Origin of the sequence: Streptomyces capoamus (assembly GCF_014654935.1) — a bacterium.
Taxonomy (GTDB): Bacteria; Actinomycetota; Actinomycetes; order Streptomycetales; family Streptomycetaceae; genus Streptomyces; species Streptomyces capoamus.
In genome coordinates this window covers 9793-35872 of record NZ_BNBF01000031.1, presented here as the reverse complement: position 1 = coordinate 35872, position 26080 = coordinate 9793, and the positions used below count along the sequence as shown (strand labels likewise).

Here is a 26080-nt window from a genome sequence, read left to right as displayed (position 1 = left end):
GTGTCGAAGTCGGCGTACAGCGACCGCATGAGCACGGCGCGGCCGTTGTCGAGGACGATGACCGCGACGCCGCCCGTGGAGACGCCGTTCTCCGGGTCCGCCTCACCGCGCATGGCCCGCTCGATCGCGGAGCCTTCGCTGCGGGAGTAACGGGCCGGAATGGTCGGCACGTCGTAGGCGTTCTCCATGGTGCCCTCCGCCGCCTTGCGGGTGGCGCCGGGCGAGCCCATGTTGAAGATGACCGGCCTCGAGTTCTGGCGCAGGTTGTCCTTCATCTCGGTGGAGAAGCCGTTGTGCGCGAACGGCGACTGCCCGGCCGGGTTGAAGCCGATCCCGTACTTCAGGCCGGTGACCGTGAGGTCCTCGCCGTCCTTCTGGATGAACTCGCCGAAGTCCGCGTCCTGCGCGGCGGTCATGAACTCATCGCCGTAGACGTTGAGCTGCCGGTACGGGCAGCGCGGGTCGCCCGGCTTGTAGTCGTGCGGCTGACCGTCGTGCGGCCAGGGCATGTCCGCCCGGATCTCGCATAGCGCCTTCGCCGCCCGCAGGGAGCGGGCCATCCACAGGGCGTTGGAGCCCTGCCGGTCGATGTACTTCCCGAGCACGGTGGTCTTTTCGTCCTTGCGGACGGTGGACAGCCACACCACCTGGCCGTCGAGGGACTGGGCGGCCATGTTGATCGCGAAGAACTGCGTCTTGCCAGACCGGCTGACCCCGAGGGTGAGGCCGTGGGCGGGGGCGTTCTTGTCGTGCTGGTACACCATGGTCTTCACCGGCTGGCCGGTGATGGTGAACCCGCACACGTACATGCCCTTGGCGTCGGGGGTGAGCAGGTCGCGGGTGGCGGGGAAGATCGCGCTGAGCGGCGGGGTGTCGAACGCGCTGATCAGGAACTCCGAGCCGTCGATGAGGACGAAGACGCAGGAGTCGTCCTCGGGCAGGTCCAGCGCACGGCAGACCTTGGGCAGGTCGATGCGCGGCGACTCGGTGGAGTCGCTCATCTTCGCCCGGTAGAAGGTCACCCCGCGCTCGTTGTCGCGGGTCTTGTGGACCAGCTCGGAGCCGGGGGCGCCGCCCTTGGGGCCGGCGACCCGGTCGATCCAGCGCTCGGCGTCGGTGGGCTTGGTGCGGCGCCGGGCGTTGGCCTCCGGGGTGATGAGGGCTTCCATCCAGCCGGGTCCGCCCTGGCGGCCGGGCTGGATGGTGACGTCCTTGAGGGTGACGTCGGCCGCGGACACGCCGAATGCGGCTCCGACGATCTCGGGGGAGAGGCCGGTGATCGGCCGCCCGGTCTCCGAGGCACGCAGCAGCAGGGTGAGGTCGTGCCGCATGGCGGTGTGCCGGGTGGCCTTGACGACGTGGGTGCGGGCGGGCATCCCGGCGCGCTCCCACAGCATCCGCGCCTCGCGGGTGAGCTGGTCGGCTCCGTCGTTCGGCTGCGCCACCGTTGGCTCCGTGGCCTGGGCGGGCGCCGGCTGCGGGGCCGGGGCGGCGGCGAGTGCGGGGCGGTGACGGCGGCGGGTGTGCCGGGAGAACGGCAGCACGAAGGAGCCGGCCGCCGCCCATCCGGCGGCGAGCAGTCCGTCGAGCCAGTACGGGCCGAAGCCGTTTGTGTGCCCGGCGGCGACGTCGACGGCGGCGGCCAGGACCAGCGGGGTCCAGCGCAGGATCTTGCGTCCGGCGCCGGGCTCATCGCTTCTGGCGGCGAGGAAGACGCCAGCGACCCCGGCGGCGCCGGCCAGCTGCACGACGGAGTTGACGGGGCTGTCGGGGCAGAGGTTCGGGGCCACGGCTAGCACGGGCGCGGCGAGGGTGTAGGCGAGGCGCTCAAGCGCGGCACTGCGCGGCGTGGTCACCGGCTTACTCCTTCGGGAAGGGGCACGGGCGGCCCCGCGAAAGCTGCGGGGCCGCCCGTGGCGGGGGTGGGGGAGCGGGGGTCAGCGGTTGAAGAAGCCCGGCCTGGGCGTCTTCTCGCGCCGGTTGGAGCGGATGTCATCCAGCGCGCCGTAGAACTTGGCGTGGGTGCGCCGGGTCTCGTGGGTGAGGTCGGCGGTCTCCTGGGCGGTGTCGGACAGAGTCCGAACGTCCCGGGCGGCGCCGTCCAGGGCGGTGGCCACGTTGGCGGTGAGGCCGACGAACTTCGGGTCCAGGTCGGCGTTCTCGATGTCGTTGGCGACGTCGTCGGTGTGCTTGGCGTTGGCCTGCATGCTGCGCCGCAGTGCCTCGAGTTCGAGGGTGGCGTCGTCCATGGCCTTGCCGAGCTTGTCCAGCTTGGCCTGGACGGTCTTGTACCGGTTGTCGTCGTCGGCCACGGCGGGTGCCGCGTTGCCGGTGCGGGGTGCGAGGTCGCTGCTCATCGCGGGGTTCCTCCCGTGGTCAGTCGTGGTGGGCGGCGGCTGACGCGTGCTTGAGGCCGGCGTCTTCCTTGGCGGCCATGTCCTCGCCGTAGATCCGGGCGACCATCACGGCCGCGAGCTTGGCGGCCTCCTTGGCGATGCCGCACTGCTCGGCACACCGTTCGGCCTGCGCTTTCATGCGGGCCGCGGAGTCGGCCAGGTCCGCGATCAGGTCGGTCACCGCGGTGTCGATGTTGTGATCGCCGACCAGGTCGGCGGCCATGTCCCGCAGGGCGTCGGCGACCTTGCCGAGGGCTTCCATCAGGGCTTCGGCGCGCTCTTGGTCGGAGGCGGCCTTGATGGCGATGTTCGCCATCTCCATCAGGTACTGGTCGAACGTGATGTCCGTGCGGTGCTGTGCGGCGAGGCCGCTCGCGCCGGACGGCCTGCTGACTTCCGAGCTGCTCACGCTGCTCCCTTCCGTGCTGGTGGGTCGGCTGGTGCCGGGCCGCGCGGTGTGCTTCTCCGGCGCGGGCGGCAGGCCCTTGACGCCGGCGGTCACGGCCGCGGGCTCATCGGGGACGATGTCCGCGTCGACGATGTCGTCCTCGCGTTTTGCGGTGCGCTTGGGCGGGCGGGTGTCGTGCTCGGGCCACTCCACCGTCGGGGTGCAGTCCTCCTCGCCGAACGGACTGTCCGCCGGACGGCCGCGCCGACCCGCCCGGTCCGTACGACCGTGCCCCGTCCGGCCGGTGCGGCGGGCGCGTCCTCGGCGTCCAGTTCGGCCGGCTCCGGTACGCCGCAGGCGGAATCGGCGCCGCTTCTTCGAACCGTGAGACGCTCCGTCACCGGCCGTGGATCCCTTGCCCGGCTCATCGGTCGCCTTGCCGTCCTTCGCGGCGCTGGAGGCCCCGTCGGAGCCTTCCTTGGCGGTCTTTCCGCCCTTGCCGTCGGTGCCCTTGTCCCTGGAGTCCTTGTGCTTGGACAGGTTCACCTTCTTGGTGCCGGCCTTCGCGTCCTTCGCGGTCTCCGCGTCGGCGCGGCGATTGTCGAAGCGGCGTTGGGCTTCCTCGCCGACGGCCTGGCCCAACGTGGTGCGGCCCGGCGTGGCCGACGCGGCGGCTTCCCGCTTCGCCTTCCGTGCCGCGTCGCGTTCCTGCCGCTTCGCGCGGCGGTCGTCCCACGCCTGCTGCCGCTGGGCGCGGGCCTGGTCGCGGTCCTTGGACCGGTCCGCGACGCCGGCGGCGTGCCCGGCGCCGCGCCGTTCCTGCCGCCCGGTCTGCCGGGCCCCGCCGCGCTCCTGGCGGCCGCGGGCCCGCTCGGCACGAGCATTGGACGCCGGACCCTGCTGTGTCCGACCGCCGTCACCCTTCGAGCCGCCGCTCCGGCCGGAGCCGCCAGGGCCCGTCTGAGAGCCTTTCGAGCCCTGGGACGGACCGCTGCGCCCGGAACCGGCTGCACGGCCGCCAGAGCCCGTCTGGGAGCCCTTCGCGCCGCTCTTGCCGCCTCCGCCGCCCCCGGTCGGTCCAGAACCGGAACGACCGCTGGGGCCGCCGGAGTTGGGACCGCGTGAGCCGCCGGGCCGGTTAGGCCCCGAGCCGGAGTTGTTGCGGGACGGCCCGCTGCCGCCACCGCCGCGCGAGGACCCGCCCCCGCCGCCGGCCTTCGCGCGGCTCTTGTCCGATCCCAGGCCGGAGGCGGACGACTTCGTGCGGTCGGTTTCCGCCTTTCCGCGCGCCGCCGCCTTGTCGCTCTTCGCTTTCATCATCGCGGCGTGGAGCTTTCCGTTCTGCTCCATCATCGCGACCTCTTGCGCGGTGCGCCCCTCCAGCAGTGCAGCCTTCCGCGCTATTTCGGCCTCACGGAAAGGCGCTTCGCCTTCATGGAGCGCCCGCGCCCTTTCCAGTCGGAATTCCAGCCAGTCACCGAGACGGTCAGCTAGAGAACGAGGCTGCTCGTATTCGGTTTCCTCGTATTCGCCACCGTCTTCGTCGGTTTTCGACGCTGTAATTCCTTCGGAACGCAAGGCCATCGACGGGTCCGGAGCGGCCGGAATTGCCGGAAGTTCCATTGTCGTCTCTTCCGGCGATTCCGGGGGTGCCGGGGGAATGTCTTCCGGTGGCGGAATGGTGTCGCCGTAATCCGGGATCGGCGGTGGCACGTACGTGGAATCACCGCTCCAGGGGCCGTGGACCAAGGTCCCGGTGCCGTCCTCATCGGACACGGTGCGCCTCCCTCCTGGGACTTGACAGAGCGTGGGATCTTGTGTGCACGCGTGTGCACGTGCACGTGTGCACGCTTTACGCGCGCGAGGCCCCGCCGGAGCCTGGCGGGGCCTTCTCTGGTGACGTTCAGTCACGCGGGGGGTGCTTCGCCACGACCTGCTCCGCGTACTGCAGCAGGTCGTTCCAGATCCGTCCGTTGCCCGCCACACGCTGGTCCATCGCCGTGATGAACAGGCGGCAGATCAGCGCGAATCCGGAGTAGACGTCGCCGCGACCGGCTTTGACGTCCTTGGCCATTCGGGATCGTGCCAGGCGGAGCCAGAATTCCATCTGCCCTGCCTCGCCGCGAGATTCGCGGGCTTTCGCTGCCTCTTCCTTCAGCCAGTTCTGGCGCCGCTGTACGGAGCGTTCGGCGCTGCTGAGAGGGCGGTTCACGCCGACTCCCGACCCATGTCGTAAATCGACGTGGGACCACCATAGCCGAGGTTCTGGCTCTTTGCACCCTGCTGCGGCGGATTCGGTGCGGCCTGGAGCGGCTGCGGGTTCTTCTTACGCTGCTTTTCCAGCTCCTTTTCTTTCCTTTCCTTTGCCGTATTCACCACGACCTCGTCGTGAGCGCGGCGCTTATAGGCGCTCTTTTCCAGGCCTTCGGTGAGGTTGTTCAGATTCTTGAGCACGCTCCCGAGCGCTTTTTCGACCGGCAGCGCGCGCAGCCTGGCGTGGTACCAGCGGTCGCCCTCCACGTGCGTGTCGCGCAGGTGCACGCGGGTCTCGTGCGCGAGGGTCTCCAGGTTCTTACCGATGTCCAGCAGGACCCGCTGAACGTCGGCCAGGTACCGGGCGGTTGCCTCCGGGCTCTGCGCGACGTCGCGCAGAGGGGAGTAGTTCGGGTCGTTGTTGCTGTTCACAGCGGGGATTCCCTCCTGGTGTACTGGTGGGGCTGTCTGACTGCTTCCGGCAGTCGCAGCGAGGGCCAGCCCGCTTCCTTCGGGCTGGCCCTCACTGGTGTGTGCCGGACGGTTTCACCCGAGGTACTTGTCGGCGTCCTCGGGGCGCAGCAGGCCGGCCTCCTTGAGCAGGCGCACTGCGCGGTTGTGATTGACGCTGAGCTGGGTGCGGACGCGGGAGACGTTGACGAAGCCGTCGTCCTCGCGCGGCAGAGCCTGCACGGCAGGGAGCAGTTCGGCGTCCGTACGGGCGGGTGTGGCCGTACCAGTACGCCCGGCTGCGGCCGCCGGGCTGGTACGGGATCGGCCGTTGGCCGTGTCAGTACGGGCGGGCGGAACGCCGTCGGCCGGGGTCGTACGGGCAGTGACCGTACTAGTACGCGCCCCGCCCTCGTACACGGGGGCGCTGGTACGGCCGGAGTGCTCCGTACTAGTACGCGCCGCCCCGCCCGTGGTGGCATGTACGCCGTTTGTACGGTCGCTGTACGCGCTGGTCACGCCCGCATTCGCTCCCGCCGGGGCCGTCTGGTGTGGGGTGGCGTGTACAGGCTCCGTACGAGCGGCGCCGGGGGCCGTACGAGCGGGGACCGTATCGGCTGACGCGCCGTACGAGTCCGTACCGGCCGGGCTTGTACGGGCGTGCTGCGGACCAGCCGCGCCGTCCGTACGAGCGGCCGTACCAGTACGTGCGTCCGGTTCGGTCGCCGTGTCCGTACCACCGTGTCCGTCCGTACCAGCGTCGTGCATGAGCGAGTGGACGCGCCAAATGACGGCCACGAAGATCAGCACGACGAACGTCGTCAGCCACCACGGAGCCGACGCGCCCTCGGGTACGAGGTGCGCCTGCTCAGACAGATGGAAGACCACGTTGGCCGACGCCATCAGCGCGAGCGCCGCCCCGATGTCCTTCTTGGTGCGGAAGGCGGTGACGCAGTAGACGTCGATGGACACCGGCAGCAGCGGGGCGACGTAGGGGTGGATGCCGACCATGCGGGCCAGCTCGTACTCGCCGGAGGCGGCGAGGCCGATGCCGGCGGCGAGCGCGATCCACGGGGCCGTCTTCCACGCCTTGCGGCTGAGGCTCTGGTGCCAGTCGCGCCAGCGGGAGTTGGCCCGCTTGGCCTCGTGGGCTTCATCGAGCAACCGGCGGGCGCGAGCTTCGTCGGCCTGCGCCCGGTCGGTGATGCCCTTGGCCTTGCGCTCCGCCTCCGAGGTGATGCGATCGGCCTCCTTCTGGGCGGCCTCCCGCAGCTGCGCGGCGACGGTCTTGGCTTCCTCCCGCAGCCGCTCGCGCTGCTTGTCGCACGCGGCCTTGAGTCCGGCGAGTTCGTCAGCGAGGGCCTGGCGCTTGGCGGCGGCCTCCGCGTCGAACTGGTCGGTGAGCTTGCGCAGCTGCTCGCGTAGCTCGGTGCGGGCCTGCTCCGCCTCGGCATGTGCGGCGGCGACGTGGGCCTCGGCCTCACGGCGCCGGTCGTCGGCGGCCTTGACCGCGTCCGCGTACAGCTGCTGCGCTTCGCTGCGTCGGCCGTCGTACTGCTCGGCCGCCGTCTTGGCGAGCTGGGCGAACCGCTCACGGGCCTGCTCCAGCTCCCGCTGGGCCGCGGCCACCAGTTCGTCGGCCTGCTCCTGGACGCAGGCGAGGATCGCGCTGGCCTCGGTGCGGCGCTGGTCGACCAGGGCGCTGATCTCGGTGAGGTCGGCTTCGGCCAGGCGCCGCAGTTCGGCAACCGCCGTGGCCGCGGCTGCGCGGTCGGTGGCGGCCAGCTCGGTCAGGTCGGCGACCTGCGCGCGGGCCTCTTTCAGCAGGGTCTCGGCACGGTCGCGGGCCTCTGCCAGCAGCCGGTCGGCTTTGCTACGCGCCGTCTCCAGGTCGTTCGTCGCCGCGACCCGGTGGGCGGCTGCCTCCTGGTGGGCGTCGGCGGTGATGTCTGCGGCGCGGGTCTGCGCCTCGGCCAGCAGCCTGGTGACCTGTTCGTGGGTGTCGGCGATGGTGCACGCGGCCGCCGTCTCAGCTTCTGTCTGGAGGCCGGCGGCCTGCTCGCGCGCGCTGTCGATGATGTCGGCGGCTCGGTCCCGGGCGTCCGTGACGTGAGCCAGTGCCTCCAGGTCCAGGCCCGTGTCCGTCTGGTCGGCCGCAGCCGGGGAACTGTCGGGGGTGGTGGAGGCGGTGGGTTGTGCAGCCGGACGGGATGCGGCCGGCTTCTTGCGGGCGGTGGGCCTCTTGCGGGTTCGGGTGGCGGCCACGCCGCCTCCTTCCGGGTCGATGCCGCCCCGGGCGGGGTGGCGGTTCAATGCTGGTCCGGTCATTCGGTTGGGCAGGCAGCTCCGGCCGGCCGGTGGTGGGCGGCCGGGTGCTGTTGGTCCGGGCTGTCCGGCTCCCCTCGCCGCGCCCGTACCGGCCGCCTAAGCGGACGTGACGGGCCCGGGAGGCAGCCGACAGAGGTGGCGGTGTCGGTTGAGCGGTGTAGCTCAGCGGTCGTGGTGCCAGCGGGTGGGATGGAGGTCGGTGACGCGGTGCCCGGCTTCCCATGCCGCAGCGGCCGCTACAGCGGCGGCCGCGAGCAGCAGGCGTGTAAGGGGATGCGTCGGGCCGACCGCGGACGCGGCCCGGGCTGCGCGGTGCTGTGCCGCCCGGGCCGCCTGTATGGGCGGCGGAGTCAGCAGTGCTGACACTGCTCGGTGTCGGACCAGAGGCCGCAGCGGGCGCACTGCCACAAGTGCCGCAGAGGCGCGATGACCTTGGCTAAGCAGTCACGCATCAGGCCGCCCCCGTCCAGGACGCGCTGCCGGTGGTGACCGGCGTCTGGATGCGCGCCTGACTGCAGCGGCAGCGCCAGTAGCCGCAGACCGGGCAGGAGTCGGACTCGCCGTCGGGCAGCGTTGCCGCAGTCAGACGCGCTCGCATCTCGGCGACCGTGCGCGGCGCGCGTCGGCGGGCGGGGATCGCGACGTCCTGAGCACGGACAGCGGCCAGCAGGTACGTGCCGAGTGCGACACCAGGCTCGGTGAAGCGCGCCCGGGAAGGGGCGGTACGGGGGGTGCGGTGGGAGTTGATCGCGGTCAGGACGCGGGCGAACATGTCGTCGCCGCTGGCATCTGTCCGGCGGTGCTCCGAGCGTGTGATGATCGTCGTGGTCAAGGGAAGGTCCTTCTTTCCTGTGACCGGACGGCCCCGGAGCTCTCACCTTCCGGGGCCGTCACCTTTCGACTGACCGGGCGGCCAGCCGCGGCCCGTCTCCCGCCTCCGGTGCTCTGGGGCGGGAGACGGACCGTGGCGGGCCGTCAGGCGGCAGGGGTATAGGCGGCCTTGGCGGGACGGATCAGGTAGTCACTGGTCGTCCAGACACTGCCGATCGCGAAGGGCTGCCCGTCAGGGCGGAGGGTGTCGCGGACGATGACCGCCCACCGGGCGCTGTCGCGGCGCAGCAGCTGCGCGGCGTCGGCCGGGTCGGTGATGAGCGTTAGAACCTCGAAGCGGCCGTCGGTGTTCTGGTAGATGGCCCCAGGCCGGCGGGGTCCGATCTCGGAGTCCACACTCGGGTGGAGGCGGGGCAATGCGATGCTGTGCACGTGGTCTGTCCTCTCTGGGATGCAAGACCGCGAACAGAACCCCCAGGGGTGCCTCCCTGGGGGTTCGTCGCGTGCGGGCCCCGCACCATGGGCGGGGCAGTGCGTCCTGCGCACTCCGCTGGCCACCGAACCCGCGGGCGCGGTCGACGGCGGGCAGCACAGGCTGCAGAAGATCGCGATCTTTGCCCTTATGTCACCGCACGTGTGGATCACTTGTCCGCCCGGCAAGGGCGGCATGGGAAAAAGGTGCTTGCTGCTCGCGCGGCAGGGCCTACGGCTTGTCGCAGATGCCTGCTGATCTGTCTCTGTGGAGTTCTCAAGGCACGGCCGATTCCTTCAGAGCCGCCATCACGCGCTGCCCCTCCAGTCGATAAGCAACCTTCCTAGACTGGATGAATCATCCTAGGAAGGTTGCCGCGAGAAGAGACTGACACGTCGACGCGACACCGTCAACTACCTTCCTAGGAAGGTGTTGCTTGAGCGTGTCTGATCTGCGAAGGTGGGGCCATGACCAAGCCCACGCCGCACGGCAGCGCTCAGGGCGTCGTCGCCTCACTCCTGGAGGAGATCGAGCGCGGCGACCTGGCCCCCGGCGATCAGATCCCCACGATTGCCCTTCTCGCCGATAAATACGGTGTGAACAAAAACACGGCCAGTAAAGCCGTGGTAGCCCTCAAAGAATTGGGGGTCCTCTCCGGCCTAGCCGGCGGGAACACATGGGTGCGCGTGCCGCCGCAGCACAAGAAGCGGAGCAATGAGCGCTACCACGCCGAGAAAGAGGCAGTCCGACTCCCTCGGTCGCAGCGCTCGAGTGCGGGCGTTTCCGAGGCAGACTCAGGCATTCCTCTGACTGCCCTGTACGAAGACAAGGCGGAATACGCAGTTATAGCTGCACCGGACGACGTGCGCGAGGCTCTGGGACTACCCGCCGGCGCGTCCGTACTGCGGCGTGTCTACACCAGGCGCCATGCGAAGGGAGCGGGCGCAGACCGATCCATCAGCTACCTGCCGTATGACTTGGTCAGCGGCAACCCGGATCTACTCGATGCCACGAAGGAGCCGTGGCCGGGGGGCACCATGCACCAGCTGCACACGATCGGGGTAGAGCTGGGCAAGATCGTGGACCATGTGACAGCTAGCATGCCCACCCCCGAAGAGGTAAAGGACTTCGACATTCCGCCGCGTGTACCTGTCATCAGAATCCGAAAGATCAGTTATTCCACTGATGGAAAACCCGTCGAACTGATGGATATCCCGATCCCTGCGGATCGGATTGAGCTGATCTATACCACGCACCTGGAGCGCTGGAACTAATGCCCCTCATCAGCATCGTGACTCCCGTGCATCACGGGGGAGAAAAGTACCTCAGCGAGACATACAACTCGCTGTGCGACCAGGTTTTGCCGCAGGGTTGGGACTGGGAATGGGTCGTCCAGGAGGACGGCCAGACTGGTTTCCTCGACTCGATCCTGCCTCGGGACGACCGTATTTCCGCAGGAACCAGCCGCAAGGGCGGCGCTGCCATGGCCCGCAGCATGGCAATGGCTCGGGTGCGCGGCGACCTGATCCGCGCCCTGGACGCGGATGACCTCCTGCCGCCGGGCGCACTGGAGCGTGCCATCACCACGCTGACCCAGCACAGGGACATCGCCTGGTGCGTATCCGCGTGCCTGGACCTGCTGCCCGACGGCACCCTTCGCCCGGGGCCCCACGACCCTCCCGCAGGTCCGCTTGCCAACGACGTGATGCTCGTCGGCTACCAGACACAGCGTTTCCCGGTCGTCGGCACCACGATGACGGCGTACACCGACCTCGTGCTTGCGATGGGTGGATGGCCGGCTGTCCCGGCGTCCGAAGACGTAGCGCTGCTTCTGCTGTGTGAGGCTGTATCCCAGGGCTGGATGATCGAAGAGCCTGGTGCCATCTATCGCAAGCACTCTGCTCAGTCGACCGCGCAGGCCGCACACTGGGACCCGGTTGAGCGCTCCGCGCTCGATGATGTGCTGCTGCCACGGCTGGAGGGCCTCCGGGCTCTGGGCTGGCGCTGGAGCCCCATGCAGGGTCTGGCGGCACCGGGGAGGACTTCTTGATCATCTCGGTGGTCACGCCCATTCACGGCGAGGGGACCGCCTTTCTCACCGAGGCCTATGCCTCCCTCGTCGCCCAGACCCTCCCTGCTGGTTGGTCCTGGGAGTGGTGCATCCAGGAAGACGGTCGGGAAGTCCAGGCCGCCGCGCATCTACCGACGGATGACCCACGGATCCGTATCTCCGCGTCCCGTCAGGGTGGCCCTCATGTAGCGCGCACCTTGGCGTTCGCTCGGTCGTCAGGCCAGTACGTGAAGAACCTGGACTCCGATGACCAGCTGGCGCCTGGTGCTCTGGCGCGAGACATCGCCGTGCTAGAGGCGCACCCTGCCGTCGGCTGGACCACATCGCGCGTGCTCGACCTCCTTGAGGATGGCGCCGTGAGATCGTTCGAACACAGTGACCCGGAGCCCGGCATCCTCCCGCAGGGAAGCGCTTACGGCTTTTGGATCCAGCACCGCCGACCACAGATTCACCCGGCCACACTGTGTGTTCGACGGCCCCTTCTGGCACTGCTGGGCGGCTGGATGGCCCTGCCGGCCTCCGGCGATACAGGGCTGCTGCTCGGTCTAGACGCTTTGTCCAGCGGGTGGTTCATCGGCGATGTCGGCCTGCTCTATCGCAAGCATGACGGCCAGATCACCGCGCACCCTGACCATCGGGCTGGTCCCGAGTGGGAAGCCCGTATGTCACTGATTCAGGAACACGCCGAAGCCTTGCGAGCATGGTCTGCAAGGATGCCTCAATGAGTTGAGGGCGGTCCGTCGCCACAACGGAACCGCCCTCATAAGTCGACTCTCACGCCTGTCCAAGACTGCGAGTCGTGTCCGGTGAGGTGACCTCGCCGGGGTGATGCCCGTGGGCCCATGGCCCGCGCAGTCACCTGTACCCAGAGTATGCGCAAGACATTGCGCAACGCCACTACTCCGGGGATCTGCGGGGTCACATCTGCTGGCTGCGACTCTCCTAACTGGGGAGATGTACCACCCTTGCACAACCAGAAAGAAGCAGACGTTTCCGGGCAAGTCAACGGGTCCGGTCTGCTCAAGAGAGCACAAGCGCCGGCCAGTGGCGTATCCGTTCCCCGGCACATGGGCGTCGGTTCTGACCTTGTCCACTCCCTGGACTACGTCGTGATGCTTCAGGTGATGTTCAACCTGGCATCCGGCGTCCAGTCCACCCCCATGACGGTCTGGGAGCAGTTGAAGGGCCGCGGCATCCGCTCGGCGAAGAACGCTCGCGAACTGGTCGGCAAAAACGCCGTTTATGAGTCGTTCGCGCGCCTCTTGGAGGCCGGATACCTGCGGCGCGTTCAGCTTCCGCACCCAACGCTGGCGGGGCGCAAGGGGCCTGTCGTCTACGAGGTGTACGACAACCCGGCCTGGAACCCGGACTGGGCGCCGTCATCCACCGAACCCAAAGATCACGGCCAGGTAAAACCGCAGATCGCAACGCTTCCCGGAACGCCGGAACCGGTGTTCCGGGAACCTCGCAAAATTGCAGGTCAGGACGCTTCCCGGAACACCGGAAGCGGTAACGACGGTTCCGGCGTTCCGGGAAGCGTCAACCGCCGCGTTTCCGCAGGTCAAAACGCTTCCCGCGTTCCGGGAAGCAGAATCGTGTCCCCCCCACACCCCCCGGGGGAGGAGGAATCCTCCTCCCCCTACCCCCTCACCGACCCCTTGGGTTCCCTTCCGTCACAAAGGGAGGGGGCGGACTTCGCCCCGGAGGAGATCACCGCGGCCCGTGATTTCCTCCAGCAGATGCAGCGCTGGCAGGCAGGCGCGGCGACCGCTCGTCGGGTGGCGCCGAAGCTACTGGCGACGATGCAGGAGCAGGGTTGGCCGTCCCTGGTGGGCATGAGCCCTCAGGAACGCGCGCTGCTGGAAGCCGATCTCCTGCGCAACACGGAGGGGGCGAAGTCATGGACGAAGTGCCTGCCCGGCTGGGTGCAGGACCTGCGTCGCTACGCCCTGGTCCGCCCGAAGACCGCCCCTGCTGCTGCGGGCAACAGCCCGCAACGGGCCTCTACGCAGGCCGCTATCGCGGCCTGCCCGGCGTGTGACGATTACGGCTGGCTCCTGGACGACGACGACAGCGGCCCTCAGCGCCGCTGCGCGCACCCCGGCATCACCCGCAGCGAAGTGGAGGTGGCCAAGTGACCACGCAGACCTTGAACCAGGACCAGGCCGTCTCCGTGGACGCCGAGCGCCGCGCGCTGGGGGCCTGCCTGCTGGCCACCCCGGCTTACGACCCGGTGGCCGACGTGGCGCAGGCCGTGCGCGAGGGCGACTGGTACGAGCCTGCGCACGAGCTGGTGTGGTCGGCGGTGGTCCGCTTGCACGGCGTCGGTCGGCCGACCGGTGTACCGGCTGTCGAGGCGGAACTGCGGCGCACCGGCGACCTCGAACGTGTCGGCGGTGTGGTCGGCCTCTCCCGAATCGCGAGCGACGCCTGCTCGTCGGCCGAAGCAGCCCACTACGCCGACCTCGTGCACGGCTACGCCCAGGTGCGCCGCTACCAGGCCGCCCTAGTACGCGGCATGCAGAGCGCCCGGCAGGCCGATCCGCTGTCCATCCCGGAGACCATCGCCGCCCACCAGGCGGAACTGGAAAGCCTCGCCGTCGGCGACCAGGACAACGACTTCAGCCGGTTCGGGGACCACCTCGACGCGCACCTGGACAGCCTCGCCGTGTCCCTCCCGCCGGCCGCCGTCACCGGCTTCACCGACCTGGACACGCTCATGAAGCTCATGCCCGGACAGATGGTCGTCGTGGCCGCCCGCCCGGCCATGGGCAAGAGCGCCTTCGCGCTCGGTGTGGCCACCGCGAACGCCCGAGCAGGAGCTCCCACCCTCGTGCACAGCCTGGAAATGGGCCGGGCCGAAGTCAGCAACCGCATCCTGTCCGCCCGGGCACGCGTGGCGTTCCACCACATCCGCGACGGCGTCGACGGCCTGACCCAGGACGACTGGGACCGTCTGGACCGGTACACCCCCGAACTGCGGGGCCTGCCGCTATGGATGGACTACAGCGCCCGCGTCAGCCCCGCCCGGATCCGCTCCAGGATCAAAACCATCGTCCGCGAGACCGGCAGGGCCCCGCTGGTCGTCGTGGACTACCTCCAGCTGATGCAGACCGACCAGCGCAACCCCCGGCAGTCGCCGTACGAACGGGTCACCGAGATCAGCCGCGAACTCAAAATCCTTGCCTCCGACACCGGAGCGGTACTCATCGCCCTCGCCCAGCTCAACCGCGGGCCCGAACAGCGCCAGGACAAGCGGCCGGCGGTCAGCGACCTCCGCGACTCCGGCGCCCTGGAGCAGGACGCGGACGCCATCGTCCTGCTGCACCGCGAGGACTACTACGAGCCAGAGTCCGGGCGTGCCGGGGAAACCGACCTCATCGTCGCCAAGCACCGCAACGGCCCCACGGCCACCGTCACCGTGGCCCACCAGTTCCACTACAGCCGCCTGCGCGACATGACCGCAGAAGAAGAAACCGCCCGCTAACAGCCCTCAACGCCGCTGTGCGGGCCGTTCCGCCTCGGGTCGGGCAACTCCCCCGGCCCGGCTGCGAACGGCTCGCACAGCGGTCCACAGCCGATCACGAACGGAGAGCCCCGCATGGGCATTGTGGGAGACGGCCTGGAGCGTGCCGTGCAGCAAGCGTTCACCCGCCCCATCCCCAAGTCGGCCGGAGCGCAGATGCGCTACCTGGTCAAGCAACTCAAGGGCACCCGCGCCGTGGCCGACGCGCTCGGTGTTTCCCAGCGCACCGTTGAGCGCTATGTGAAGGACCAGATCCGTCGGCCCCGTCCCGACCTTGCCCAGCGCCTGCAGGACGCTGTCCGTACTCGCTGGCAACCCCGCATCCGGGAACAGGCCCGCCGTCAAGCCGCCACCAGTACCGGCCTGGTCATCGACACCCGGGCACGCTTCGGGTTCACCGCCGCGCCCGGCACCACCGACGACGCCCGCCTGCGTCACCTCACCCTCGCCCTGCCTCCCGCCTACGCGGCCCGTCTGTTTGACGCCCAGCAAGCTGGCGCCACCGACGACCAGCTGCGCGACATCACCGCTGAAGCGCTCGGCGAGATCTACTTCCGCGACGGCGGTCGCCGCGCCCAGGCCCTGATGGTGGAGTTCACCGACGTTGAGCAGCTGGACTTCGAGCTGTAGGACATCCGCGTCTGATCACGCCGAACAAGCCGTGACGGTGCTGCCCGCCATATGTGGTGCGGCATGTGCAAGCGGCGCCGCTATGCGGCGTCCGGCGCAGGCAGCTGGATTCCCTTGGCCCGTGAGACCCAGTGGAGGCGCTGGCGCGGGGGCAGCAGGCTGTAGTCCAGGGTTCGCAGGCCCGAACCCTCGGTGAGGTGCCAGGGTGCGATCTGCCACAGCCCGTCCCGGTCGGGAACAGGCTCAACGGGGCAGCCTGTCAGCACCAGGTCCCAGCGATCGGTGCTCCCGTTGTCCCGGTCGTCTTCCACCGTCACCGTGCCGCGCACCTGGTGAGGCAGCTCCAGGCCGGCCTGCCGTGCCTCGAAGTTCTCCGACAGCTCCTTGATGGTGAAGTCGCGTTGCAGGTAGATGTCCGGGCTTGTCTCACCCGGCTCCAGCAACAGCACGCCGGCCGCTGTGGGTCTGTTCTCGCTGACCGCGACCAGATCGCCGTCGAAACGGGCCTGGATCCGTCGGTCGCTCTGATTCTTCAGTATCAGGATCTGCTGGAGAACGAGACGGTTGGACCCTTCCTGTTCCGCGGGGAAGTGCCAGGTGTGCCCCGCAGGCCAGGTGTTGCACGGCATGCCCATGCTGGTCCATGCGCGCGGTTCCCACGGCGGGGTGCTCAGCTCAAGACTGACGTCCGGTGCCTGGGCGTCAAGGCGGCTGCGTATCGCATCAGCGGTCATGAGCTGGCTGACCTTGAGCGCGCGGTGCGTGAGGTAGGCCTGCCACACGACCCCGAAGAAGGCCAGCGTGCCGCCGACCGCTCCAAGACCGGTCCAAAAGGTTTCTGACATAGCGGAGAGTCTGACCGCAACAGTCCCCGCCCGTACGATGATCGCCGTGACCAGCCGCCGCACCCTTGGCACCGGCCCCGCAGCCCCTGCCCCGGGCATCCGCGCCTCGCAGGCCGACCTGCTCGACGCCCTGCCCGGCTTCCACCTCCCCGACCTCGGAGACTTGCGGGCCCGAGGGGTCCTCGGGGCTCACTCTGCAGCCTCGCCGTCCCCGCGCCGGGCCCTCGGAGCAGGCTGCACGGATGATGCAGTGCCGGACTCCTCCGCCTGACAAGCCCTTACGGGACGGCCTGCCGCGCCTCGCAGGACGGCGAGCATGGGCGGCCGCACTCGCGCGGGTGATCTTTCGGCCCCATGCCGTGACAGCTGCCGCCCCCTGGGGTTTGGCGGGGCGTGAAACGACTGATTCTCGCCGCGGCCGTGGCCGCTGTCCTGTCCAGCACAGCCGCTGCCGTCCCGCAGGCCTCGGCCGGCACCCTCGAGCAGGCCTCGACCGCACGCGCGGATTTCAGCAAGTGCGGCTATGAGGTGACGGCCGACGCCGTACGGCTGAGGACCGGACCCGGCACCCGCTACACCGCACTCGGCCTGCTCCACCGCGGCGACGCGGTGTATGCCTCGCAGGCCCGGGGCGGCTGGTACCGGATCCGCCTGGCCTACGACTCCGGCAGCGCGTCCGGCACCCGCAAGTCGTCAGGGCTGCGCGAGGGCACTACGGGATGGGTGGTCAAGCGCGCGCTGCGGGCGAGCGTCTGCACGCAGATCGACTGACGGGGTGCCCGAGAGAACACGGGGCTCTCAGGAGTCGGCGAGTGGTGGCGCCGCCGCGTCACCGCCTACGTATGAGCGTGGCGGAGCAGAGAGATGGCTGCCATCGTGCCGCTCATCCGACCCCGCCCCTGGGGGTCGCTGGCTCGGTTACCTGCTGCCATGGCACTCGTCCCGAGGGCCTGCCGAGCCGCGCTAGTGCTGCGTGACCATCTCGTGGGCCCACCTCGCCATGCCCTCAAAAGGGTCAATAACGGGCTATTTTGGTGTTCAGGCGTACAAGTGCCTCGTGAATGAGCGTTTCCACTGGGACGGGTCACCGAAAGACGAGGCTTTTGCTGGCTTCGGCCCTGCCCGCACGATGCGGCTGCACAGGTCCAACCGGTCGACAACTCTCAGGCGGGACAGTCTCGCGCAGTGCCGGTACTGCGGGCTGCCCATGGAGTATTTCGACCGGTACGACCACGGCCGGATCCCGATGATGCCCATGATGGTCCCGGCCGCCGCGGTCCCCGAGCGGATGCGCTGGAGCGTCATGCAGGGCGTTGCTGTGCAAGGAGACGGAGGAGACTCGCGCTGCTACGTCCCCCATCCGGCGTTCTGCCCGGCGTACACGCACCACGACAAGGTCAGTGACGAGATCACGCGTGCGAGGGCGCGCCTGCGCGCACGTATGGAGCAGCTCATCGCAGAGGGCTTCGTGCCGGACCTTCCACCGGCGGATGAAGACGACGTCGCCGAGCAGTATGTCGAGCCGGTCGAAGGGCAGCGGCACGTGGTCGCCTACGCGAACCTCCTGTGGCTGGCTCCCGGCCGGGTCGACACCATCCAGTGCGTGGCGCGAGCAGCAAGCACGGGCGAGCGGTGCAGGAACAGGGTGTCGCAAAACGATGGAGTCTGGGGCGAGATGAAGATCCCTTATGCCGCCGGCCGGGCTGGGCAGGATGTGCTGTGGGCGGGAACGACCATGTGGGTCTATGAGCTGCACACGCTCCAGACGGGTTCGTTCAACCGGTGGATGCGTCAGCGCTGCGTCGACCATGCGCCAGGGGCGAACTCTGCCCCCGATGCCGTGCCACCGCAGTGGGTGCACTTCCACCCCCTGCGCCATGACGAGTTCATCCTGCGACAGCGGCCGGCCCAGGCAGAGCCGCTCAAAGCCCCGGCCTCTCGGATCGCCGGGCTGTCCATGGGACCCGAGCGAACGGAGTGCGCCACACCGGACTGCCGCAACGGAAGCGTCTCCAAGGTGCCCGAAGGGTGGCTGTGCTGGAAATGCGAACGCGCTGCCCGGCGCCGCCAGCGCACGCATCTGCACTTCGTTTCCTCAGGTGGGCCAAACAGCAAGTTATGAGGCGCTACTCTTCGTGATGTTGCCGGTTGTGAGATCACGAGAGTGCCATGGCCAAGTCCTCGTCACGTGGGAAGAAGCAGCCGCCGGAAGACCAGATGGCTCTGTTCGCTCCTGCCCCGCCGCCTCCCCAGGCGCCTGTCGCGCCGCTGCCACCCGACCGGGAACTGCGGCGCCTGATGACTCAGCTCAAGGTCCACTCAGGCCTCGGATACGGCGAAGTGAACGCGCGGCTGAACCGGCGACTCGGCGTGGACAGCCGCGTCGGCGCACCCTCGGAGGTCATCGAGCAGGCAGTCCTCCTCGCCCGTGAGTGGCTGGACCGCCTGACCCGGCCCAAACCCCCACCCCCGGCTCCACCGCCGCCATCCACACCGCTCCCGCCGCAGCCGCGCCCCGGCGGCCGCGCGCCCTCGACCCCACCCCCCAAGCCAGGCAGGCCACCCCGTGCAGGCTCGGCCCCAAAAGGGCCGCGGCCGACACCCGAACAGGACGCTGTGATCGAGGCCAAACGGTCCGGTGCCCACCTGGCGCTCCAGGCCGGCGCCGGCACGGGGAAGACCACGGTGCTGGTCATGGCCGCCCGCTCCGACCGCCGCCGCGGAATGTACCTCGCCTACAACCGGCCCGTCGTTGACGACGCCGCCCGCAAATTCCCGAGCAACGTTCCCTGCCTCACCGGCCACGGACTGGCCATGCGCACCACGGGCCGCCAGTACTCAGCCCGCCTCAACACCCCACGCGAACCCAGCTGGAAAATCGGCGAACGGCTCGGCATCCCACCCACCATGCAGGTCCGCCTCGGACCACGACTGCTCACCCACAAAACCATCTCCTACAGCGTCCTGCAGACGGTCAAGCGGTTCTGCCACTCAGCCGACGACGAGATCCACTACCGGCACGTACCGACACTAAAAGGCCTGCCCGACGACTACCGGCCCGACCTCGCACGCATCGTGCTCCCCTACGCCCGACGAGCCTGGAAGGACCTGCAAAACCCCGAGCGCGGCGCCGTACGCTTCGAACCCGACCACTACCTCAAGATCTGGGCGCTCACCACGCCCACCATCCCCGCCGACTTCCTCCTCCTGGACGAGGCCCAGGACACCAACCCCGTCCTGGAACAGGTCTTCCTGGCCCAGCGCTCCCACGCCCAGCTCATCATGGTGGGCGACTCGGCCCAGGCCATCTACGGATGGCGCGGCGCCCGGGACGTCATGACGGGCTTCGACGGAACCCAGCTGCACCTGACCCAGTCGTTCCGCTTCGGCCCGGCCCTGGCCACCGAGGCCAACCGCTGGCTGGCCATCGTGGAATCCCCCCTGCGCCTCAAAGGCAGCCCCGCCATCGACACCAGCGTCGGACCGGTCGACAACCCCGACGCCGTCCTGTGCCGCTCCAACGCCGGCGCCATCCGCGAAGTCCTCGCCCTGCTGGCCGACGGCAGACGCGTCGCCATGGTGGGCGGCGGCGAGGCACTGGAAAAACTCGCCCGCGCGGCCGGCGAACTGAAGGCCGGACACCGTACCGGCCACCCAGAACTGGTCCTCTTCACCACCTGGGACGAATTGTACGAGTACGCCACCACCGACCCCTCCGGCACCGACCTGCTGCCCCTAGTCGAGATCATCGAAGACCACGGTGTCGACGTCGTCCTGCAAGCGGTCCGCAGCCTCTACCCCGAACACGACGCACAAGTGGTGATCTCCACCGCCCACAAGTCCAAGGGCCGAGAATGGCCCACAGTACGGATCGCCGCCGACTTCGAGCTGCGCCCCGGCAACAAGGCGTCCGAGACCGAGACGGACGAGGGCGGTAACCCGCTGCCCGACATCGACCTGGGCGAGGCGCGTCTCGCCTATGTCGCCGTCACCCGGGCCCGTCAGCGCCTCGACCTGGGCGGACTGTCCTGGATCAACAACTTCCCTCAGTTCGCCGTCCAAGCCGGAGATCACCCGGGCCCGGCGCCAGTGCACTCCTCGCCCTGGGACCGGCTGGGTCCACCCACTGACCGGCGTCTGCCTGCTGACTCGGCATAGGGGTCCCGGGCCGGTGTCCTCGGCGATACCTTGGTGGCTCAGTCCAGTAGTGCAGGGAGACTCGATGAGCGATCAGCCGGGCCCTTCCGTCACCGTCCGGCAGCAGTTGGACCCCGCGGCCGCCGACGCCGTGCGCGCGTACGCCGCCCGTACCAGGGCGGCCGCCGACCAGTTCGCCGGCGTTCTGGAGGACATCGCCGCGAACGGTCTGCCGCCGGTGGAGGAATGCACCCCATGGGAGGAACTGCGCGAGCAGCACCTCGCCCGCCTCGCCCGCCAGCGCCCGGCCGTCGCCTGATGACCCCCCAGCAGGGCCCGCGCCGCGCCCGGATCGCCTTCTCCGACTCCGCCGCCAAACAGCTGGAGAACATCACCAGCGAGGCCCAGATTCACGCCCTGGACCGCGCCCTGGTCGTCATCTCCGTCGACCCCGACGCCGGCGAGCCCATCCCCGGCGACACCGCCAACCCCCAGCTGCGCCAGTACACCGACGAGCTCGAAGCCGTCCGGATCCTGTACTTCGTCACCGCGTTGCGCACCGTCGTAGTCGTCGCCTACATCGAGGTCTAGCCCTGCTCTCACCGCCACGGGGGCCCCTCGCGGAAGGCAGGGGCTCGGCGGCGATGGCATCTACCGGCGGCGTGGCCCCCGCCTCGGGACCGCCACCGACCAAGGCACCCGCCCCGCGGAGGCACTCCTAGACCACTGAGCCGGGCATGACCCCGTACACCCCGCGCAAGTGCTCGAGTGCGGAGATGGTCCTGGAGCCGATCACGGATTCTGCCGTGGAGCCTGAGGCTCGCCACGCAGTCGCGTAGGCACTGCCAGGGGCGCGCGCTGTGGGCCTTGCGCCCCCGTGGACGGCTGGAGTGGGCGCCGGAGACTGTTACTCACTTTCGGGTGAACCGGCCTGCGAGGGAGGGGTGGCGGACCTCGGTGATTGGCGTCTCGGTCCAGCAATCACAAGCGAATTGGCATCTGAAAGCCGTCGACGTTGTCCACAGACGACTTGGATGTCTATTGCAAGCGAATATCACAGAATCTCGCGTAAACAGTAACGACCTTCGCATTTCCCTCACATGGGGTGGTGCGCGCTGCAGGGTGTGGGTGTGCGGCCGACCGGCTGCGCACCAGCACAACGCACCTGGCTGGGCTGCGGTTTTCGACGCTGCGGGTCGGGCTGGGTGTGCGCACCTGAAGGGGGACCTCTGTGTCCGTTTCTTCTCCCGTCCGTCGTCTGGCCGCCGTCGCCGGCGTGGCTGCTGCCGTGGTGGGCGCCGTGGCGCTGCCGGCGTCGGCCGCCGATCATCACCACGGCCGCCACCACCACCCCGTCGTCTACATCAGCGACGTGCAGTACGACTCCCCGGGCCGCGACGACCGCTCCAACCGCTCACTGAACGCCGAGTGGGTGGAGCTCACCAACGACTCGCGGCGGTCGGTGAACCTCGACGGCTGGACCCTCTCCGACGAGGACGGCCACACCTACACCTTCCACCACTACCGTCTGAACGGTGGCGCGACCGTCCGCGTCCACACCGGCGTCGGCCGCGACACCTGGTCGGACCTGTACCAGGACCGGCGGGCGTACGTGTGGGACAACGACTCCGACACCGCGACCCTGCGCAACCACCGCGACCGGTTCGTCGACGAGGTGTCCTGGGGCTATGACCGCGACCACCGCGGTGCAGACCGGCGCCACCGCGGTGACGACCGTCGTGACGGCGGTGACCACCGCGACGGACACCGCAACTGATCTCACGCGGCGGTAGCTGACGGCCGGCCATGAGCCGGACGTGTCCACGGTGGGTCGCCTCGTGCGGGGACGGCCCACCTTCCATACCGGCATGGCGGTGTGAGCCGGGTGCGGTAGCCGTCCCACCCTGTTCGGGCGCGCGCCGGCATTGCTGCGCAGGCGTGGTGGCTTTCATGGACCTTCACGAGGTGCATGTCTCGGAGCCCGGTCTGATCGTCGTGAACATCGGGGCGGCCGACGACCAGACCGCCTTCGCCTTCCATTCGGCGCTAGCCTCCGGTTGCGGGTTCGCCGGCGGCCGGGAGTTCATCCGACTGCAGGACAGCACCGCGCCGGCTAGTGCGGTGACCGCATAGGTTCACCTGGATGCCCTACCTGGTTGGCCTAGCGATATCCACGATCACGCGATCATCCGCGTCGGCGCCCAGGGCGTCTACAAGGTCCGCCCGGTGCAGGGTCTGGTCGCCGCGCGGTTCCGCCACTACGAGGCGCGCTCCGGGATGCCGCTCCTGCACGACCACCTCCTTCTGTCCGCCAAGGCACTGCGCCCCGATGGCAAGGGGGGCTTGGTGCACTCCGAGGTCCTGTTCGAGCACGCGGTGGCCGCATCGCTCTCTACAACGAGCTGGTGATGGCCGAGGCGTGCGAGGCGCTGGGGCTGGCGTCCGAGCCGCGCACCGTCACCGCCGGGCGCCGCCCGGTGATGGACGTCGCCGGCGTCCCGCACGAGCTGATCCGCTGGACCTCCCGGCGCAGCGACCAGATCGCCGCCTGCCTGGCCGAGCTGGAGCATGAGTACGTCACCGCCGTCGACGACGACGGCGAGCTGCGCTTCCTGCCCGTGGTCTCCGAGCGGGCCCGCGCCAAGCTGAACCGGATGGCCGCCCGCGCCGCAGCCGGCGCCATCCGGGCCCGGGTCGCCGCCGTGGTCGACGTCGCCCTGGCGGCCGTCGACGTCGCCGCGACCGTGTTCGTGATGAACGGCGGCGGCGGGTTCCACCGTCGGCACCTGCTCACCGAAGCCCGCCGTCACCTCGCTTTCGTCCTGCGCGGCCGCCGCCGCGAGCCGGGCCTGGACGAACAGATCGTGGACGCCGCGCTCGCCACCTATTGCGTGGACATCAGCGAGCCGAAGACGCTGCGCGGCCTGCTGTCCGCCTACCGCCTCTACACCGCCCGCTGGTCACTGGCCGACCTCACCTCCGACCGCCGGCGCCCACCTATCACCGCCCCCGACCGGCAGCCACCAGCCGACCCGATCGCACCCGCCGCGCCCCGGCCTTCGGACCTGGGACCGGGAGAGTGGGAGATATCGCGCGTGCCGTTGCAGTACGAGCGGGCCGTCCTCGCCGGGGCTGCGGTCCGCGAGAAGCTGTGCTCCACCGTTGTCACGCGCGGCCGGGCGTACGACGTCGCCCGGCACCAGCAGGCGGCGATGCCCGAGCAGCTGCTCGCGCCCGAGCCGGCCGGCACCGAGCACGACGACCAGGAGCCGAAGCCCGGCCGACAGGAGGCGATCGACCTGATGGCGCTGCGGGCCCTGCGGGAGTCCCGTACCGACGTGGAAGCCCTCGATCTCACAGCCGAGCGGCTACACCACCTCGGGGACGCCTTCACCGCAGCGGCCGACCGTACCCGCGCCACAATGGACCGCTACGCCCACCGCGACGATGCCGAGAGCCCACACCCGGCGCGCGAGGACGACCAACAAGCGCACCGTCCACAGGAGTCCGGACCGCACCGCGGCCGGGAGGCTGGCCACTGAGTGCCTGTTCCTGATGCCCTCATGACAACGAGAAGTGTCAGCTTCTCCATCTCACAGGAGTCGGGGTGGCCTGGTCTGGCCTGTCCCGCCGGGAGGCGGATCGTGAGTACGTAGCCAGTTCGCCGCTGAGCGAAACCGGGGCGGAGGCGCAGGCGTCGTAGAGAACACCTCATCTGCGTCAAGCCATGGAGAGGCCGCATGTCGCAGCAGCCACCAGACCACACTGAGCGAAATCTGAGTATGGCCGACAGCATGCTGGGCAAGGAACTCGTGCGACACGACACGAAGGCCAGTCTGCTCATAGCAGTCGACGGGGGGGTCTTGGCGCTGGTCGCGGCAATCACTCATAGCGAAGACCTAGATTGGAACGTACGCCTGTCGGGGATACTCGGGCTCATCGCTTTGGCCGCGTCCATACTGATCTTGCTTCTCTCAATCAGGCCATCTCTAGGCGGGCATGCCGGAGAGGGATGGGAATTATGGTCCGAATTGGACCGCGATAACCTCATGGTTCACATGCGGACGGATCGGACGCCTGAGCGTGTCCTCTTCCTCTCGCGGATTGTCCGCCGCAAGTTTCCACAACTGCGGCTCGCCGTCGACTTCCTGATTGCCGGGTTACTTCTCTTGGCTGTCGCCACGTTCATCGCAGCAGTGGAGGGTTGAGGTGCCCGCTGAGGCGCCAGTCGGTATCTGTCGGTCGGCCGTGTCGACTAACTCGCCAAGGGGATTAACTCGCGCTCGACTTGCTGGCCGACAAAGTTGTCTGCTTCGTACGGTGAAGGGCGTGGGCGGTGACAGGGTGCCCCGGCTGCGGTTGGTCGTCGTCCCGGCCAGCGAGGACGGGCCGCGGTTGTGCCGGGGGTGCGGGGTGGCGTTGATGCCGTCGGTGAAGTCGACGGCGGTGTTCTGCGAGGCGCGTTGCCGTTCGCGGCACTGGCGGCGGATGCGGCGGGCGAGGGCGCGGACCGAGGCGGTGAAGGCCGGCGTGACGGCTTCGTGTCCGCAGTGCGGGGTGGTGTGGACGGTCGGGGTCGGCCGTCCCGTCTCGGCTGTCTACTGCTCTCCCGTCTGCCGCAAACGGGCCTGGCACGCGCGGCGTGCGCGAGAGGGTGGTGAGTGAGCCCGCACGCCGCCGGTCTGCGGGGCCGCTTCGGGCGCCGGGTCCGTACGCTCTTCCCGCCGTGGGCGAGGCGGTCGGATGGTGCGAAGTGGAGGGTTTCCAGGGCGAGTTGATGACACGGTTCGGGTGTCGTCCCCGGGGGCTCCTGGGGGTGGTGTCCGGATGGCCGGGATGGTCGGCAGTGTGACCCGGCAGCGCTACGACGAGTTGGTGGAGCTGGGCCGGGGCTGGGTCGCGGAGATGAGCGCCGTCCAGTGGCGGCTGGGGGACGCGGCCGGGGAGATCGAGCCGATGCGCGCGCACGGCGGGGTGAACCCGTCGGGGAGCGAGGAGTTATTCACCGTCGGCGAGGCCCTGCGGATGTTCGCGGAGGACGTCGGCCTGGCTTACACGACGGTACGGGACTACCGGTGGGTGGCCTCGCGCTGGCCGAAGGAGCACCGCCGCGCGGACGTCTCGCACACCATTCACAAGATCCTCGCGTCGATCCCGGACGAGGAGGAGCGGTTCGAGGCGGTCGCCAGCCCTCCGGCCCACCCGCGCGGAGGGCCTGCGCGGTGGACGCACGACAGCGCGAAGCGGATCGTGGGCTGGAAGGTCGACACCCCCGAGAGCGTGCAGGAGAAGGTGGACGCGATCCACGACCTGGCGGCGGACGACCAGGTCGCGGCGAAGGTGACGACGGACTTCCTGCGCCGGCCCGCGGTCGCCTCGAAGGCGATGGCCGACGACACCGCCCGGCACGCCGTGAACGAGGCGCAGTTCGACCGCTTCCGCCAGGAGGCCGCGTTCGTGCACGATGAGGCGGCGCCGCTGCCCCAGCTGGCGCGGATGGAACACAACCTCCAGTTCATGGACCTAGTCGCGGCCTGCACACAGTTCGTGGTCACCGCCGGGCGGATCGTGCCGAACCTGCGCGGGACGCCGTTCGACGACGCCGAACGCGAGACGGTCCTGCACGGCCTGTCGAGGGTGCGGGCGTCGGCCGACTGGATCGAGAACGCGGTCACCCGCGGCGAGGTCGACCTTGACGAGCAGCTCCAGAAGTTGCTGAAGGGCTCGGGCGAGTAGCCGTGGGGCGGGGCGTT

General features: G+C 69.3%; 26 protein-coding genes. 17 read left to right on the top strand and 9 right to left on the bottom strand.

The window, feature by feature from the left end:
* The 8 genes from IE312_RS33450 to IE312_RS33415 all read right to left on the bottom strand — a co-directional run.
* On the bottom strand, positions 1–1856 hold a 1856-nt coding region (locus tag IE312_RS33450), incomplete at its 3' end, for a chromosome segregation protein ParM (RefSeq protein WP_229900738.1).
* Between the two features lie 81 nt (positions 1857–1937).
* Positions 1938–2357, bottom strand: a complete 420-nt coding sequence (locus IE312_RS33445) for a conjugal transfer protein TraB (RefSeq protein ID WP_189985983.1) — start codon at positions 2355–2357, stop codon at positions 1938–1940.
* A 19-nt stretch (positions 2358–2376) separates the two neighbouring features.
* On the bottom strand, positions 2377–4137 hold the full coding sequence (locus tag IE312_RS33440; RefSeq protein WP_189986023.1) for an ATP/GTP-binding protein: 1761 nt from the start codon (positions 4135–4137) through the stop codon (positions 2377–2379).
* Positions 4138–4687: 550 nt separating this feature from the next.
* The gene (locus tag IE312_RS33435; protein WP_189985982.1) at positions 4688–4996 is read right to left on the bottom strand and encodes a hypothetical protein; all 309 of its coding nucleotides are present in this window, start codon (positions 4994–4996) and stop codon (positions 4688–4690) included.
* A complete protein-coding gene (locus IE312_RS33430; protein ID WP_189985981.1) occupies positions 4993–5469 on the bottom strand; it encodes a hypothetical protein in 477 nt (158 codons plus the stop codon). Before IE312_RS33430 ends, IE312_RS33435 begins: the two co-directional genes overlap by 4 nt.
* Before the next feature lie 114 nt (positions 5470–5583).
* Positions 5584–7752: a coiled-coil domain-containing protein gene (locus IE312_RS33425; protein ID WP_189985980.1), complete on the bottom strand. Its 2169-nt coding sequence runs from the start codon at positions 7750–7752 to the stop codon at positions 5584–5586.
* A 514-nt stretch (positions 7753–8266) separates the two neighbouring features.
* Positions 8267–8647 carry a hypothetical protein gene (locus tag IE312_RS33420; protein WP_189985979.1) on the bottom strand — a complete coding sequence of 127 codons (381 nt, stop codon included), beginning with the start codon at positions 8645–8647 and terminating at the stop codon, positions 8267–8269.
* A gap of 143 nt (positions 8648–8790) precedes the next feature.
* Positions 8791–9078, bottom strand: a complete 288-nt coding sequence (locus tag IE312_RS33415) for a hypothetical protein (RefSeq protein ID WP_229900736.1) — start codon at positions 9076–9078, stop codon at positions 8791–8793.
* Positions 9079–9585: 507 nt separating this feature from the next.
* Between IE312_RS33415 and IE312_RS33410 the strand changes: the two genes are divergently transcribed.
* From IE312_RS33410 to tpg, 6 genes are all read left to right on the top strand, one after another.
* Positions 9586–10392 (top strand): GntR family transcriptional regulator, encoded by an 807-nt coding sequence (locus IE312_RS33410; protein WP_189985978.1) that lies wholly within the window; start codon positions 9586–9588, stop codon positions 10390–10392.
* Positions 10392–11168: a glycosyltransferase gene (locus IE312_RS33405; RefSeq protein WP_189985977.1), complete on the top strand. Its 777-nt coding sequence runs from the start codon at positions 10392–10394 to the stop codon at positions 11166–11168. The genes IE312_RS33410 and IE312_RS33405 overlap by 1 nt, the downstream gene beginning before the upstream one ends.
* Positions 11165–11914, top strand: a complete 750-nt coding sequence (locus tag IE312_RS33400) for a glycosyltransferase family 2 protein (protein ID WP_189985976.1) — start codon at positions 11165–11167, stop codon at positions 11912–11914. Before IE312_RS33405 ends, IE312_RS33400 begins: the two co-directional genes overlap by 4 nt.
* 240 nt (positions 11915–12154) lie before the next feature.
* On the top strand, positions 12155–13327 hold the full coding sequence (locus IE312_RS43010) for a hypothetical protein (RefSeq protein WP_229900735.1): 1173 nt from the start codon (positions 12155–12157) through the stop codon (positions 13325–13327).
* Positions 13324–14676, top strand: a complete 1353-nt coding sequence (locus tag IE312_RS33390) for a replicative DNA helicase (protein WP_189985975.1) — start codon at positions 13324–13326, stop codon at positions 14674–14676. Before IE312_RS43010 ends, IE312_RS33390 begins: the two co-directional genes overlap by 4 nt.
* Before the next feature lie 114 nt (positions 14677–14790).
* A complete protein-coding gene (tpg, locus tag IE312_RS33385) occupies positions 14791–15345 on the top strand; it encodes a telomere-protecting terminal protein Tpg (protein WP_189985974.1) in 555 nt (184 codons plus the stop codon).
* Between the two features lie 80 nt (positions 15346–15425).
* On the opposite strand, the gene IE312_RS33380 is transcribed toward tpg, so the two are convergent.
* The gene (locus IE312_RS33380) at positions 15426–16190 is read right to left on the bottom strand and encodes a hypothetical protein (RefSeq protein ID WP_189985973.1); all 765 of its coding nucleotides are present in this window, start codon (positions 16188–16190) and stop codon (positions 15426–15428) included.
* 393 nt (positions 16191–16583) lie between these two features.
* Between IE312_RS33380 and IE312_RS33375 the strand changes: the two genes are divergently transcribed.
* From IE312_RS33375 to IE312_RS33325, 11 genes are all read left to right on the top strand, one after another.
* Positions 16584–16961 (top strand): SH3 domain-containing protein, encoded by a 378-nt coding sequence (locus IE312_RS33375; RefSeq protein ID WP_189985972.1) that lies wholly within the window; start codon positions 16584–16586, stop codon positions 16959–16961.
* Positions 16962–17163: 202 nt separating this feature from the next.
* Entirely contained in the window at positions 17164–18312 is a 1149-nt protein-coding gene (locus IE312_RS33370; protein ID WP_189985971.1) for a DUF6083 domain-containing protein, read from the top strand.
* A gap of 494 nt (positions 18313–18806) precedes the next feature.
* Entirely contained in the window at positions 18807–20348 is a 1542-nt protein-coding gene (locus IE312_RS33365) for a UvrD-helicase domain-containing protein (RefSeq protein ID WP_229900747.1), read from the top strand.
* Positions 20349–20412: 64 nt separating this feature from the next.
* Positions 20413–20646 carry a hypothetical protein gene (locus IE312_RS33360; RefSeq protein ID WP_189985969.1) on the top strand — a complete coding sequence of 78 codons (234 nt, stop codon included), beginning with the start codon at positions 20413–20415 and terminating at the stop codon, positions 20644–20646.
* A complete protein-coding gene (locus IE312_RS33355) occupies positions 20646–20918 on the top strand; it encodes a hypothetical protein (RefSeq protein ID WP_189985968.1) in 273 nt (90 codons plus the stop codon). The genes IE312_RS33360 and IE312_RS33355 overlap by 1 nt, the downstream gene beginning before the upstream one ends.
* Positions 20919–21558: 640 nt before the next feature.
* Positions 21559–22104: a lamin tail domain-containing protein gene (locus IE312_RS33350; protein ID WP_229900734.1), complete on the top strand. Its 546-nt coding sequence runs from the start codon at positions 21559–21561 to the stop codon at positions 22102–22104.
* Positions 22105–22277: 173 nt separating this feature from the next.
* The gene (locus IE312_RS33345) at positions 22278–22460 is read left to right on the top strand and encodes a DUF6207 family protein (protein ID WP_189986028.1); all 183 of its coding nucleotides are present in this window, start codon (positions 22278–22280) and stop codon (positions 22458–22460) included.
* A gap of 6 nt (positions 22461–22466) precedes the next feature.
* Positions 22467–22736, top strand: coding sequence for a relaxase domain-containing protein (locus IE312_RS33340; protein WP_189986020.1), 270 nt, complete (start codon positions 22467–22469; stop codon positions 22734–22736).
* Positions 22736–23869, top strand: a complete 1134-nt coding sequence (locus IE312_RS33335; RefSeq protein ID WP_189985967.1) for a relaxase domain-containing protein — start codon at positions 22736–22738, stop codon at positions 23867–23869. The genes IE312_RS33340 and IE312_RS33335 overlap by 1 nt, the downstream gene beginning before the upstream one ends.
* Positions 23870–24109: 240 nt before the next feature.
* Positions 24110–24535 (top strand): Pycsar system effector family protein, encoded by a 426-nt coding sequence (locus IE312_RS33330; RefSeq protein WP_189985966.1) that lies wholly within the window; start codon positions 24110–24112, stop codon positions 24533–24535.
* 619 nt (positions 24536–25154) lie between these two features.
* On the top strand, positions 25155–26063 hold the full coding sequence (locus IE312_RS33325) for a DUF6192 family protein (RefSeq protein ID WP_189985965.1): 909 nt from the start codon (positions 25155–25157) through the stop codon (positions 26061–26063).
* Positions 26064–26080: the final 17 nt, after the last annotated feature.